The following is a 14077-nucleotide window of genomic DNA, read 5'->3' as shown; positions in this document are numbered from 1 at the left end:
CCCTTTTATTCGTAGCTAACGTATACGAATGAAGTACTTTGTAATGTTTTTGGTTTGTTTAGTAATTACCAGCCAAATATCCGCTCAAGAAAAGGAAATTGATTCCGTTACCGGAAAAAAAATAAACCTAGATGAGGTTTTTGTTTCGGCTATTAGGGTCAATAAAACAACTCCTGTAACCTTTTCAAACCTTAATAAAGAAGAATTTGCCTCTCGTAATTTAGGTCAGGATATTCCAATTCTTATGAATTTTTTGCCAGGTGTAGTAACTACTTCAGATGCTGGCGCAGGTGTTGGTTATACTGGTATTCGTGTGCGTGGTAGTGATAATACCCGTGTAAATGTGACCATTAATGGTATTCCTTATAACGATTCTGAATCTCATGGTACCTTTTGGGTGAATATGCCGGATTTTGCTTCATCTACGGAAAGCTTGCAATTACAACGTGGTGTGGGTACGTCTACAAATGGCTCGGGAGCTTTTGGTGCTAGTCTTAATTTATTAACGGATGCTGTTGCGGATGAAGCTTTTGCTCAGATTTCATCTTCTGTAGGTAGTTTTAAAACACTTCGTAACAATATTAAATTTAGTACAGGACTATTAAATGACCATATTGAAATTTCAGGGCGATTGTCTAGAATAACTTCAGATGGTTATGTAGATAGGGCTTCCTCAGATTTAGATTCCTACTTTTTACAAGCGGCCTACACGGATGATAAAACACAATTAAAAGCCTTGCTTTTTGGTGGTCATGAAGTTACTTATCAATCTTGGTTTGGATTTGACCCTTCGCCAATTAATCTCATTGGTCAAGATGGTAACATTGATTCGAATCGTTCTTTTAATATTGGGGGTGTAAAACTTGATGACAATGGCGATTTAGAGGGGTTCTATGATCGACAGGTAGATAATTATAAGCAAAATCATGCCCAATTTCTTTGGAATGAAAAATTATCGAATTTATGGAGCTTTAATCTGGCATTACACTATACAAAAGGCCGAGGATATTTTGAGGAATACGTTGATGACTGGTATTATACCAATGTGTTAAATAAAGGCGATTCGCAATTGAATTTTATTGGTCTAGATAGCTTTACGTTAAATGGTGAAGAAATTACTTCCACGGACTACATTAGGCGTCGTTGGTTAGAAAATAATTTTTACGGAACTGTTTTTTCTGCGGATTATACAAAAGATCGTTTGAATGTTATCTTAGGTGGAGGATGGAACTCCTACCAGGGTGATCACTTTGGGGAAGTTATTTGGGCGGATTACGCTGCTGATAGTCAGATTCGTGATCGGTATTATGAAGATGATTCCAATAAAACGGATTTCAATTTTTACACTAAAGCAAATTACGGCCTAAACGATAAATGGAATCTCTTCGCAGATCTTCAATATAGGAGAGTAGGGTACTTGGCAAATGGAGAAGAAACAGGACTTGTAGATGATACGTTTCACTTTTTTAATCCAAAAGCAGGTGTGGTGTTTGATTTGAACGCAAACAATAACTTCTATTTCAGTTATGCTGTAGCCAATAGGGAGCCTAATAGAAGTGATTATGAAAACGGTGATCCTAAGCCAGAAAAACTGAATGACTTTGAGCTGGGTTGGCGTTATGTGTCCAATGCTTTTCAGTTGAATGCTAACGCATATTATATGCGTTACAAAGATCAGTTAGTTTTAACAGGTGGGCTCAATGATTCTGGCGCTCCATTACGCGAAAATGTGGGGGATAGTTACCGTGCCGGTATTGAGTTGGATGCTAATATTTTTCTAGGTGAAAAATGGCAAATACAACCTAATGTTGCAATCAGTTCTAATAAGAATTTAGAATTCTTTTTTGAAAGAGACGGGGTGCTTCAGGACTTAGGGAATACTAATATTGCATATTCTCCAAATGTGGTCATAGGTAACCGTTTGGCTTTTTCGCCAGTTAAGAATTTTCAAATATCTGCATTGTCTAAATATGTGGGTGAGCAGTATATGGGTAATATAGATTCAGAAAATTCTGTGTTGGATGCCTATTCACAAACGGATTTAAATATACAGTACGTCCTTAATTTTAAATCAGTTATTAAGAGCATCACTTTATCTGGTTTAGTAAACAATATTTTTGATGAGGATATAGTTTCTAATGGCTATTTCTATACATATGATGATGATTCTTCGGGCTCAGTTCAGACTATTGAGGGTGCTGGCTATTATCCACAAGCAGGAACCAATTTTCTATTAGGAGCCACTGTTAGGTTTTAATGGTACTAGTCATTTACGCGTAAACGGATTGCATTAAAAACTTGTTGAATTAGTTTCATCGGGCTTCGCAAGCTGTGCTTAAATCCGTTATTTTTACTACGGATTCAAAGTAATGGCTATATGAGTGAAACGATGAATAAAACTAAAATCCGCTGGGGTATTTTAGGTTGCGGTAATGTAACTGAAATCAAAAGCGGACCAGCTTATCAAAAAACAGATGGTTTTGAAGTAGTGGCCGTAATGCGCCGTGATGCCAACAAAGCCGCTGACTATGCTAAAAGGCATGGCGTGTCCAAATACTATTCAGATGCGGATGCACTTATAAATGATGATGAGGTAGACGCGGTTTATATAGCCACACCTCCCGACAGTCATAAACTATATGCTCTAAAAGTTGCCGCAGCGGGTAAGCCTTGTTGTATTGAAAAGCCAATGGCTCCAAGCTATGCTGATAGTCTTGAAATCCAAAAAGCTTTTGAACTAAAGAAATTACCACTATTTGTTGCTTATTATCGCCGTTCTTTACCTCGTTTTTTAAAGGTAAAGGAATGGTTAGATGCTAATGAAATTGGACAAGTGCGCCATATTAGATGGTTTTTAGGTAAGCCACCTAACGATATAGATTTGAGTGGAGAGTACAATTGGCGTACGGATGCTAAAGTGGCTCCTGCAGGTTATTTTGATGATTTGGCTAGTCACGGACTAGACCTCTTCGCGTATTTATTGGGCGATTTTAAAAGTGTTTCCGGTACGGCGCTAAATCAACAAGGATTATACTCTGCTAAAGATGCCATTACGGGGCATTGGCTTCATGAAAATGGAATTACAGGTTCAGGTACATGGAATTTTGGCACTCACCAAAGAGAAGATTTAGTTGAGATTTACGGTAGCGAAGGTAAAATCAGTTTCGCCGTTTTTGAAGAGGCCGATGTTGTATTAGCTAATACAAAAGGTGAAGAAAAGCTGTTCATTGAACACCCTGAACATGTGCAAAAATTCCATGTAGAAAACTTGAAAAAGGATTTATTAGGGAAACAAACTCATCCTTCAACCGGTAAAACGGCAGTGCATACCAGTTGGGTAATGGATAGCATTTTGGGTAATTTATAAGTTAAGATGAAAAAAATACCTGCTTTTGGTAGCAAGCTGCGCAAGAATATCGTTGCTGTACCTGAAATTATTGACGAATGCTCTGGTATTCGTGTTTTTGGTCAATTGCTAAAGTCTTTCCTCTTTAGCACAGATGTTGCCATTATTCGGAATACGAATGCAAATGCCATTATTGCCGTATATCCGTTTACACCACAGCCCACCATTTCCAATGCACTGATTTTAGCGGCAGATAAGCCTATTTTCTGCGGAGTAGGAGGGGGAATTACCACAGGTAACCGATCGGTTGAATTGGCAGTTCATGCAGATTTTCAAGGAGCGTTGGGTGTAGTGCTTAACAAACCGGCGCCTAATGACCTTATAAGGCAGTTAAAGGATAGAATAGATATTCCTGTCACCATTACCATTGTCTCGGAAAAAGACGATATAAAGGGGCGGATAAAGGCTGGGATAGATATTTTTAATGTTTCTGGAGCTGGTAAAACTACAGACATCATAAAGCGCATTCGCGATATTAATGATGAAGTGGCAATAATTGCTACAGGAGGAAAAACAGATGAATCTATTTTAGCAGCAATAGAAGCTGGTGCAAATGCCATTTCCTATACGCCACCAAGCACGGGAGAATTATTTAAGGTAATTATGGATAGATATCGAAATGAATAACTTTGGTTTAATTCGTGACCAGAACTATGTTGCCACTTTGTGTAGCACGGTATTCTAGCATGTCGTAATATCTTTTCCCATCATCTGGCCGGTTCAGTAATTGTCCGGTAAAAAGGCTGTACTCATAGTCTTCGCAAGAGCAAGTAACGTTCTGCCCTTTTAAGGTCATAGTAGAGCATTCATTGGGTACGTGATTTGGACAACTTGCTTCAAACGCTCGGAATTGGTCAAAACTTGATTTAATAACATATACTCCTCTGTTACCTATTCCGGAATTGTCTATATATACTACACTTCCCAGATTAGTTAGGCCACTATAAAGGGGTAAGTTAAGATTCATATCAAACCGAAATCCAAGTTCCTGTATATAAGGATTACGTACTACACCATCATTACTACACGAAAAAAGTAATAGGATAAGAAAAATGCTCCAAAAATGCTTCATACGGGTATTGTCATTTAAAATACGTCCAACAAAAGTGATCAAAAATTATGTATATTTGCGTTAAATCCTCTCTAAAAATAGTCGGTTATATATCGTCTTATGTAGAGGATTTTCTTATTTTACAGGATTATTAAACGAGTATAACATGAGTAACGTATCTTACTATACAAAAGAAGGATTACAAAAATTAAGGGACGAGGTCAATCACTTAAAAGATATTGAACGTCCAAAAGCTTCTCAAGCTATAGGCGAAGCTAGAGATAAAGGTGATTTATCTGAAAACGCCGAGTATGATGCTGCTAAAGAAGCACAGGGTCTGTTGGAAATGAAAATTTCAAAGATGGAAGAAACCCTGTCTAATGCCCGTCTTATAGATGAGTCGCAACTAGACACGTCTAAAGTTTTGGTGTTGTCAACCGTAAAGTTGAAGAACCAAAATAATGGTATGGAAATGAAGTATACGTTGGTCGCTGAAAGTGAGGCCGACATTAAAACAGGAAAAATATCTGTTAATTCTCCTATCGGTAGAGGTCTACTTGGTAAAAAAGTAGGCGAAACTGCAGAGATAACGGTGCCAAACGGTACTTTAAAATTTGAAATCTTAGAGATTACAAGAGCTTAAAAAAAATAGTTATGGCCTCCATCTTCACAAAAATCATAAACGGCGAAATTCCCTGTTATAAAATAGCGGAAGACGAGAATTATTTTGCTTTTTTGGACATCAACCCAAATGCTAAGGGGCACACCTTGTGTATTCCTAAAAAAGAGGTTGATAAGATTATGGACCTAGACGAAGATTTATATATGGGTCTTATGGCTTTTTCACGTAAAATAGGAAAAGCTATAGAGGCTTCTATTGAGTGTAAAAGGGTAGGTATGACCGTTATTGGTTTAGAAGTTCCTCACGTTCATGTGCATCTTATTCCGCTTACGAATATGCAGGATGCAACTTTTCAAAATAAGGTTTCACTTTCTGAAGAAGAATTTAAGGAAACGGCTGCTAAGATTATAGCCGCACTGTAATAGTCTTTATTGCAGCAAGAAATAAACACCAGCAGCCACTACAGCCACTAACAAAAGAGTAAGTATCCAGAATAAAGAGGTAAATGTTACTGTACTTCTATCTGGTACCACCATTTTTTGGTAGTATTTAAAGCTTCGTTCAATATCGTCAGTCCAACTTACGGGGTAGATATCAGTTCCACATTTGTTGCAGACAATTTTAGAAGTAACTTCATTGGTAATGGAGTTGAAAAGTTTGCCTTGCTTGTGCTTTTGATAAAATGAAAGCTTTAAATCTTGACTAAAACATTCCGGACAGTTGTTTGTCAGGTCCGCCTCTTTTATAATCACTAACTTTTCATTTGCCATTTTACTGCGTATCAAAAATATAAAATTATACTATCCTCTTAATTGAACCTTCTAACTTAGTGTCTTTAAAGTAAGTTGCATAACTGTACCCTGTTTATTCGACGAAAGTACTTTTATTTTCCCCTTATGGTACTCTTCAACGATTCTTTTGACCAATGAAAGACCTAACCCCCAACCTCTTTTTTTGCTAGTTACCCCTGGATTAAAAATTGCTTGGAAGTTGCTTTTAGGTATGCCATGACCTGTATCCGAAACTTGAATGTGAACCTGTTTCCCTTCATTGATGATTTTAATATGAATGCTTCCCTTGCCTTTCATAGCATCAATACCATTTTTTACAAGATTTTCAATAGTCCAGTTAAAAAGGGTGTGGTTAAGCATCACCGGAATTTCTTCCTCATCTGAAGTGAAAGAGAATTCTATAAGTTTAGAGCTTCGCAATTTAAGGTATTCATAGGCATCCTTGGTCTCTTTAACAATGTCATAGGTGTCTAATTTGGGTAATGACCCAATTTTAGAGAACCGTTCAGTAATAGTTTCAAGTCTTGTAATGTCTTTTGCTATCTCTTTGGTGATTTCCGGGTTGATATTTTCCGTTTTCAAAAGTTCGTTCCAGCCTAATAAAGAAGAAAGAGGTGTGCCAATTTGATGAGCCGTTTCTTTGGCCATACCTGCCCATACTTTATTCTGTTCCGAAGCTTTGTTGGTTTTAAAAAAGAAGAAAATTACCGCAGCGAACAGAAATATAATTAGCAAAAGGGCTATGGGGTAATACTTTAGTTTGTTCAAAACCTCAGAATTACCATAGTATAAAGTAGCTAAATGCTCCCCTTGTTGATCAATAGAAATCGGAATGTTCTCACTTTGAAACTTTAATATCTGTCGTTGTACATAAACAGAATCAATACTCTTTTCTGGGTCTATATTATTGGTCTTGACAGATCCATCTTTATTCACCAAGATCATTGGGGTAGAGGTGTTGTTCTGAAAAACTTTAAGGTGAAGGTTTCCTAGGTCAGTGTCTTCTGAAGACTGTTGAAATTCTGATTGAGCCGTGGCCCAGATTTCCATTTTCAGGCGCTCTTCTTCTTTAAATTTCTTAAAAAAACTATTGGTATTCAGCAAGATGAGGCTCACAATAGCAAACGATGCAATGAGTAAAGTAAGATTGGAAGACCTGTTCTTAGGATTAAAATTCATCCGAATAAATAGCTTTTAGAATCCGTTCGTGCCTGAGTTTCATTATAGGAAGAACTCATCAAAGATAACGTAAATATGAGGAAATTATAGTACACCCTGTTTACGGGCGTGTTTTTAATGCATTCAATTTTCTTACCTTTATCCTATGGCAAAAGAAATGATTTCAATACTTCCAGAGGCGGTAACTACTGCACAATTACACGGTTACCTTTTAGGAGCTGTAGGTCCAAGACCAATTGCATTTGCGAGCACTGTGGATGAAAAAGGCAATCCCAATTTATCTCCTTTTAGTTTTTTTAATGTGTTTAGTGCCAACCCGCCAATTCTAATATTTTCTCCAGCACGTAGAGTGCGTGATAATACTACCAAGCATACGTTGCAAAATGTTTTGCTGACTATGGAAGTGGTCATAAATATTGTTAATTATAAAATGGTGCAGCAGATGTCACTTTCTAGCACGGAATACGGAAAGGATGTAAATGAGTTTGAGAAATCTGGATTAACAATGTTGCCTTCGGATATTGTAAAACCTTTTAGAGTAGCAGAGTCTCCGGTACAATTTGAATGTAAAGTGACAAAGGTTGAAGCATTAGGCCGTGAAGGTGGAGCTGGTAATTTAATTTTTGCAGAAGTAGTCAAAGTTCATGTAGATCCAGACGTTTTAGATGAGAATGGAGTTATTGACCAACGTAAGATAGATCAAGTAGCCCGTATGGGAGGTAATTGGTATAGTAGGGCCAACTTAGGTTTGTTTGAAGTGCCTAAACCTTTATCTTCTTTGGGTATTGGTATTGATCAGATTCCTGAACATATAAGGTTAAGTAAAGTTTTGACCGGTAATGATTTGGGTATGTTGGGTAATGTGGAAGAAATTCCCGACCACAAAGCTGTAGAAGAATTTGTTTCATCACATGTAGAAATACGATCTATTATTAGTGGAGGAGATAGAGGGATGTTAGAAGAAAAAGCAAAAGAGCTTTTACAGCAAAATGATGTACTGTCTGCTTGGAAGATACTATTAGCGAAGTAAAACTACTGGAAAACCAGTATTTTAGTAGGGTTTAAATAGTTGGGAAGTGTTCTAGTTAAAACTAGAATAAACTAAAAACCAACACACCTTATGAGAGTTTATATACTTGCGTTTATTATTTTTTCTTTGTCCGTCCAGCATGTGTTTTCTCAAGATGATTACAGAAACAAAAGCTCTGATATCAATTCGTATCTTACTTTCAGTCCACTTTCTTTATTAGATATCTATTCGCCCAGGTTACGTGTGGGCTATATTCAACACTTAGGAGGGCATTGGAAACTAGGTCTTGACTTGGGTGCAGGTGGGGGAACAGGTCTGTTTTCACAGAGAGAGTCCGAAGATGGTTCACTCTTTGAGGTACGTCCAGAAATATACTATAGATTAGGAAAAGGTTCAAGAACGCCTAAGTATATCTCTGCCGAATTTTTTTACATTGATGAATCAATAACATTGTTGAACGATGGATACCAGCGAAAAGATGGTGTTGATTTTCTTTATGACAAGGCCGATTTTAATCGACAGAAATATGGAATGCATTTAAAGTTTGGGCTGTTCTTGAATTTAGGTAGTCGATTGGGATTCAATTTTTACGGAGGTCTCGGTTTCCGATTTAAAGATGTTACGTTCGGGAATTTGGTAAATGCTCGCGAGGGAAGCGCGGAGCGCCCAAGACATGGTTTTAGGACTATTTACGAAAAAGAGGAGAGCGATTTTAGGCCTAATCCTTCTTTAGGAGTAAAGTTTTATTATAAACTATAGCTAATAACCTTTAATAACTTCTGCTTATTTTTCTAGGTGATTTATAGTATAAAAAGTAATTTTATCCCTATAAATAATTAGTGCACATATAATTCATAATCATGGAAGTTCAAGGAAAAGTAAAAATGGTAGGAGAAACCCAAACGTTTGGTAACAATGGGTTCAGAAAGCGCGAGATTGTATTAACTACAGATGAGCAGTATCCGCAACATATAATGGTAGAGTTCGTACAGGATAAAACGGACTTGTTAAACAACTTTAAAGTTGGTCAGGATGTAAAAGTTAGCATCAACTTAAGAGGTAGAGAATGGACAAACCCACAAGGTGAGGTGAAGTATTTTAACTCTATCCAAGGTTGGAGAATTGAAGGTGCACAAGCTGAGCAAAGTGCAGCAGGAATGCCTCCTGTACCACCAGCAGAAGCTTTTCAGCCAGCTGATAATCTTAACGAAGAAGATCACGACGATTTGCCTTTCTAAGCGAATAATCGATTGATGAAAACTTGAGAAGCCCCGTAGGTATGTATACCTAGCGGGGCTTTTCTTATTTTTGAAATATATTAAAAACAGAAAGTGGTGAGCTACGAACAAGAGAATTCATTAATTGTTTTATCTGACGCATTGGTATTTCCTTCCGTAGAGAATGCTAATTACGAAGGTCTTTTGGCGGCAGGTGGTGATTTGTCTGTGGAGCGTTTGCTGTTGGCTTATAAAAGCGGAATATTTCCGTGGTTTAATGATGATGCCTTAATTTTATGGTGGAGCCCAGATCCACGAATGGTTTTATATCCACATAAAATAAAAGTATCCAAAAGCATGCGTAAAGTACTGCGTGATGGTCGTTTTCGATTAACAAAAAACACCTGTTTTAAAGCGGTAATTGATGCCTGTTCCAGTATAGAAAGAGAAGATCAAGATGGCACTTGGATTACCCAAAAAATGAAAAATGCCTATTTGCTAATGCATGAAAAGGGATTTGCAACATCTTATGAAGTTTGGGAAAACGATGTACTTGTAGGTGGACTTTACGGTATTGATTTGGGGTCTGTTTTTTGCGGAGAAAGTATGTTCAGTACGGTGAGTAACGCCTCAAAATTTGCGTTTATTAAACTAGCGCAAGAATTAGAGGGTAAGAACTACAAACTTATCGATTGCCAAATACATACCGATCATCTTGAGAGTCTAGGCGCAGAAGAAATTCCTCGTAACGAATTCATTAAAATTTTACAGACTGAAAATAAGTTAGAAAACAGAGAATAATGTACTAGTATAGTACATGGTCATAATTAGGGGGCAATGCATTCTTCATCAGTTCAAATTTACCTTCGGAATTAAAAAGTATTTCAAATTTCTCAGAACCGTTATCGTTTTTTCCATTAATTAGAAACACGTACTTAATAGAGGGTAGCATGAGGTTTTGAAAAGCCTCTTTTAAAGTTTGATCTACATTGTCACCGTCCGTAATATACTGCTGTTGTATTTTTCGTATTTTATACTTTATAAAATTCTCTTCTAGATAGGTAGTAATTTTAGAATATGCATCATTTGGAATATCTACTGGTTTTATTATGATTTCAACATCTTCTAATTTTCCTTTGGCGTTAAATTTAACACTGTATTGTAAACGGTCTTTTTTGAATTTAGCTTCATAACTAATTTTACTGCTGTCTATTTCTTTATAAAAGCGAATACGTCTGGCATTGGCCAACTTTTCTTTTACTAGAGTAAGTGCTTGTTCAGGAAATTGCGATTTACGAATACGATGTTCGCGTTCGTTTTTTACTTGAGCGAAAGCGCTATTGGTACTGAGGGTGATACATAGGACTAAAAACAAAACAGACTTAAAATTCATACACTTTAATAATTAGCTTCAACTATACTTCGTTATACCTGAAGCAAGAAATTTCATGGTCATTAACCATGCCCACTGCCTGCATAAAAGCATAGACCACAGTGCTGCCCACAAATTTAAAACCTCTCTTCTTTAGGTCTTTACTGAGTGCATCAGAAAGCTCTGTGTTTGCAGGGGGGGCATTTTTGTAATTCTCAACACTATTCTTTAAGGGTGTTTCATTAACGAATCCCCAAACATAGTTACTGAAACTTCCAAACTCATCTTGCACTTTTATAAACGCTAAAGCATTAGAAACTGTTGCACGAACCTTTAATTTGTTTCGAATAATTCCAGCATTTTGAAGTAATTCCTGAATTTTATCCTCCTCATAAGCAACTATCTTCTTATAGTCGAAATTGTCGAATGCTTTCCTGAAATTTTCGCGCTTTTTTAAAATGGTAATCCAGCTTAATCCAGCTTGGAAGGTTTCCAATACTAAAAATTCAAACAATAAGGCATCGTCTTTTACGGGTGAGCCCCATTCTTCATCATGATAAGCTTCATAAAGTGTATCGCCTTTGCACCAACCGCATCTTTGTTTTTCCATGTTCAGTTTATCTACATTTAAAGGTATGAATATACAAGCAGATCTAGCAACTCTAAATCTCAACAGATAATATAACCGTAATATAATCGTAATCTAGAGTTAAACTCCTAATGCAATCTAAGTGAGATCTTGCCAGACCAAAACATACATTAAAATGAAGGACTTTACATTAGAAATTTTAGGGCTACTAATATTAACCACGGTTATCTCATGTGAGCATATAGATGAGATTATGGGCGATGCAAAATCGCAAGGAGAAGATATAACCAGTCTACAGTTTGTGGATGAATATGTATTACCTGATGGTTCTATATATGCAGGGACAATTGTTGGCGGATTGTCTGCAATAGACTATGCAGATGGAAAGTGGTACATGATTAGTGATGATGCCAAAGCACCCATTCGGTTTTACACGGCAGACATTCAATTTAATGAAAACGGATTTGAAAACGTAGTTATTAATGGGGTTACGGAATTGTTGAACGGCAGTAATTTGCCTTTTGCAGATGGTGAGGTAGATCCAGAGTCTATACGGGTTACTCCAGGTGGTAGCTTGTTGTGGTCTAGTGAAGGAAACATCAAAAGCGGTATTGATCCTTTTGTGAGATTGGCAAGTGCCGATGGTTCTTATAAATCGAGTATTTCCTTATCCGAAAAATTTAAAGTATCCGATGATGAAAACCGAGGTCCAAGACATAATGGGGTTATTGAAGGTCTTTCTGTTGCTTATGATAAAGTGGGCTATTGGGCTTCAATGGAACTGCCTCTTGCTCAAGACGGGGTTGAACCAATAGTGGAGGATACGGATTCTCCAGTAAGAATAGCTTATATAAATGCTTCGGGTGCATTCGGAAAAGAGTTTGCTTATGAGTTAGATCCAATTGCTAGAAAGTTTGATGAAACTGCTTTTACAGTAAATGGCGTTGTAGAAATTCTAGAATATGATACCGATAAGTTTTTGGTATTGGAACGTTCGTTTTCAACTGGCTATGCAGATGGTGGTAACAACGTAAAGATTTATGATGTGGATGCTTCTAAAGCTGCGGACGTAAGCGGTATGGATAGTCTTAAAGATGCTGACTATATAAAAGCGAGCAAGAAGTTGTTATTCGATTTTGAAAGTGTTAGAAATCAATTAACGGATGGGGTAGTAGATAACATTGAGGGAATTACTTTTGGCCCTGAATTAGAAAATGGAAATCGTTCATTGGTCTTGGTGGCGGATAATAACTTTAGTGCATTTGGCCCGCAATTGAATCAATTCATACTTCTTGAAGTAAAATAAGAGATTAAATAAAGTTGTGTAAAGTCCGTTGTACTATGGTATAACGGACTTTCTCGTCTTAAAAAGGTTGTTGAGCTAGAGTTTTGTAAGTTCTTGCAATAAAATACTACCAATGTGACCCATGTTACCAAGTCAGAAATAGCAGAGTGTTAACTTTGTTATCAAATTTTAAAGAAGATTAAAATGGCATTACCTACAACAGAAAACAGTACACAAGAGTTAATAGGAAAAGCGCTTTCTCAAGCTATTTCATACGAAGATTACCGTGCAATGGTAAGCCAGTTGGTTCTTGAAGGAAAAGCAACGGGACCAGAGCAAACAGAAGCCTTGGCTAATTATACAATGCTTAATGACCGCCGTATGAAGCGTTTTGATAAAACGGTAAAGGTGAGTCCAGAAGATGCAGCTACGATTGCCAAGCTTGTTAGAAAAGTACAACTGATAGTCTTAACCGAAAGTTGGTGTGGAGATGCTGCTCCGGCTTTACCTGTAATTAACAAAGTGGCGCAGTTGAATGATAATATAAATCTTAAAGTGGTTTTGAGGGATGAAAATGTAGACCTAATGAACCGTTTCTTGACCAATGGGGGAATGTCTATTCCTAAGTTGATTTTTTGGGATGAGGAAAACCAAGAAGTACTTGCAGATTGGGGGCCAAGACCAAAGCTTGCTGCAAAATTGGTAGCAGACCATAAAGCAAAACACGGCCAATTGTTACCTGAGATTAAAGAGGAAATTCAACAATGGTATAATAAAGATAAGGGGCAATCAACGCTTAAAGAAGTATTAGCGAGCTTTCCCTTGAAATAGGTAGGTGATAGTTCCTTTTTGAACCGATTTTTCACCAGAACTAAATTTAGCTTTATAAGCGTAAGCAATGGCATTGTCTATCAAACAACCGTTAGAAGTGCCAGAGCTTTTGGAGTTGTAATCGGCATCCACAACGTTGCCCATTGCATCTACTTGAATGTTTACAACAACCTTTCCACCAACAATACAAGTGTATATTGGGGGAGGTAATCTATAATTACTACGGTTTACAAGTGAGTAGGAAACCGATGTATTTCTTTTTGCTAAATTATTGGTGAATTCTTTCTTCTGTGCTTCTTTTTCGCCTAGTAGCTGCTTGGCTTCCTTACGTTTCTTTTTCAGTTCTTTTACGCGCTCCGCATATTCTGAATCAGAAAGTAGTTCATTAGGGTCGTCGCTATTTTCGGCAGCCATTTTTTCCTCTAATATCTCCTCAAGTGTTTTTAAAGGCTCTGGATTACCGTAGCTTGGTTTTGCAGTTTCGTTATAAGCCATGTGGCTTTTTACAGGGTCTAATTTTTGACTTTCCCGCTCTAACTCTTCCTTTTCTTTAAGAAGCTCTTCAATATCTTCCTCAAGCACCATTTCTACCACATAGTCGTCTACCTTTTTATCTTGGCCTAAGTGTATGTTGTACAGTGCCAACACGATAATAGACATCGAAAAAAAGGTAATAAGGAACGCTAAATGTTTACGGTTCAAGG

The 14077-nt window shown here is 37.2% G+C and carries 17 protein-coding genes; 11 read left to right on the top strand and 6 right to left on the bottom strand.

Annotated features, from left to right (window positions below):
- Positions 1-28 precede the first annotated feature (28 nt).
- The 3 genes from HW347_RS15795 to HW347_RS15785 all read left to right on the top strand — a co-directional run bounded on the left by HW347_RS15795 (position 29) and on the right by HW347_RS15785 (position 4033).
- Positions 29-2257 carry a TonB-dependent receptor gene (locus HW347_RS15795; RefSeq protein WP_214612710.1) on the top strand — a complete coding sequence of 743 codons (2229 nt, stop codon included), beginning with the start codon at positions 29-31 and terminating at the stop codon, positions 2255-2257.
- 132 nt (positions 2258-2389) lie between these two features.
- Positions 2390-3367, top strand: coding sequence for a Gfo/Idh/MocA family protein (locus HW347_RS15790; protein WP_214612709.1), 978 nt, complete (start codon positions 2390-2392; stop codon positions 3365-3367).
- 6 nt (positions 3368-3373) lie between these two features.
- Positions 3374-4033, top strand: a complete 660-nt coding sequence (locus HW347_RS15785; protein ID WP_214612708.1) for a YqgE/AlgH family protein — start codon at positions 3374-3376, stop codon at positions 4031-4033.
- A gap of 7 nt (positions 4034-4040) precedes the next feature.
- On the opposite strand, the gene HW347_RS15780 is transcribed toward HW347_RS15785, so the two are convergent.
- Entirely contained in the window at positions 4041-4478 is a 438-nt protein-coding gene (locus HW347_RS15780) for a Rieske (2Fe-2S) protein (protein ID WP_214612707.1), read from the bottom strand.
- 145 nt (positions 4479-4623) lie between these two features.
- On the opposite strand from HW347_RS15780, the gene greA reads away from it, so the two are divergent.
- Both greA and HW347_RS15770 read left to right on the top strand, forming a co-directional pair.
- Positions 4624-5100: a transcription elongation factor GreA gene (gene greA, locus HW347_RS15775; RefSeq protein ID WP_214612706.1), complete on the top strand. Its 477-nt coding sequence runs from the start codon at positions 4624-4626 to the stop codon at positions 5098-5100.
- A gap of 11 nt (positions 5101-5111) precedes the next feature.
- Positions 5112-5501, top strand: a complete 390-nt coding sequence (locus tag HW347_RS15770; RefSeq protein ID WP_214612705.1) for an HIT family protein — start codon at positions 5112-5114, stop codon at positions 5499-5501.
- A gap of 6 nt (positions 5502-5507) precedes the next feature.
- On the opposite strand, the gene HW347_RS15765 is transcribed toward HW347_RS15770, so the two are convergent.
- Both HW347_RS15765 and HW347_RS15760 read right to left on the bottom strand, forming a co-directional pair.
- Positions 5508-5849: a hypothetical protein gene (locus tag HW347_RS15765; RefSeq protein ID WP_214612704.1), complete on the bottom strand. Its 342-nt coding sequence runs from the start codon at positions 5847-5849 to the stop codon at positions 5508-5510.
- A 51-nt stretch (positions 5850-5900) separates the two neighbouring features.
- The gene (locus HW347_RS15760) at positions 5901-7049 is read right to left on the bottom strand and encodes a sensor histidine kinase (RefSeq protein WP_214612703.1); all 1149 of its coding nucleotides are present in this window, start codon (positions 7047-7049) and stop codon (positions 5901-5903) included.
- A 145-nt stretch (positions 7050-7194) separates the two neighbouring features.
- On the opposite strand from HW347_RS15760, the gene HW347_RS15755 reads away from it, so the two are divergent.
- From HW347_RS15755 to aat, 4 genes are all read left to right on the top strand, one after another.
- Positions 7195-8079 carry a flavin reductase family protein gene (locus HW347_RS15755; protein WP_394370284.1) on the top strand — a complete coding sequence of 295 codons (885 nt, stop codon included), beginning with the start codon at positions 7195-7197 and terminating at the stop codon, positions 8077-8079.
- 90 nt (positions 8080-8169) lie between these two features.
- The gene (locus HW347_RS15750; protein WP_214612702.1) at positions 8170-8838 is read left to right on the top strand and encodes a hypothetical protein; all 669 of its coding nucleotides are present in this window, start codon (positions 8170-8172) and stop codon (positions 8836-8838) included.
- Positions 8839-8939: 101 nt separating this feature from the next.
- On the top strand, positions 8940-9317 hold the full coding sequence (locus HW347_RS15745; RefSeq protein WP_214612701.1) for a DUF3127 domain-containing protein: 378 nt from the start codon (positions 8940-8942) through the stop codon (positions 9315-9317).
- Between the two features lie 96 nt (positions 9318-9413).
- Positions 9414-10097, top strand: a complete 684-nt coding sequence (gene aat / locus HW347_RS15740; protein ID WP_214612700.1) for a leucyl/phenylalanyl-tRNA--protein transferase — start codon at positions 9414-9416, stop codon at positions 10095-10097.
- A gap of 4 nt (positions 10098-10101) precedes the next feature.
- On the opposite strand, the gene HW347_RS15735 is transcribed toward aat, so the two are convergent.
- A complete protein-coding gene (locus HW347_RS15735; protein WP_214612699.1) occupies positions 10102-10689 on the bottom strand; it encodes a hypothetical protein in 588 nt (195 codons plus the stop codon).
- A gap of 22 nt (positions 10690-10711) precedes the next feature.
- Entirely contained in the window at positions 10712-11278 is a 567-nt protein-coding gene (locus HW347_RS15730) for a DNA-3-methyladenine glycosylase I (protein ID WP_214612698.1), read from the bottom strand.
- A gap of 154 nt (positions 11279-11432) precedes the next feature.
- Here HW347_RS15730 and HW347_RS15725 point away from each other — a divergent pair, with 154 nt between their 5' ends.
- Entirely contained in the window at positions 11433-12563 is a 1131-nt protein-coding gene (locus tag HW347_RS15725) for an esterase-like activity of phytase family protein (RefSeq protein ID WP_214612697.1), read from the top strand.
- Positions 12564-12746: 183 nt separating this feature from the next.
- Positions 12747-13373, top strand: a complete 627-nt coding sequence (locus HW347_RS15720) for a thioredoxin family protein (protein ID WP_214612696.1) — start codon at positions 12747-12749, stop codon at positions 13371-13373.
- Here the strand turns inward: HW347_RS15720 and HW347_RS15715 are convergent.
- Positions 13350-14033 (bottom strand): hypothetical protein, encoded by a 684-nt coding sequence (locus tag HW347_RS15715; protein ID WP_317195323.1) that lies wholly within the window; start codon positions 14031-14033, stop codon positions 13350-13352. The genes HW347_RS15720 and HW347_RS15715 overlap by 24 nt on opposite strands.
- Positions 14034-14077 lie beyond the last annotated feature (44 nt).

The organism is Zobellia barbeyronii, from assembly GCF_018603515.1.
GTDB classification, from domain to species: domain Bacteria; phylum Bacteroidota; class Bacteroidia; order Flavobacteriales; family Flavobacteriaceae; genus Zobellia; species Zobellia barbeyronii.
This window is presented reverse-complemented; position numbering and strand designations above follow the sequence as displayed.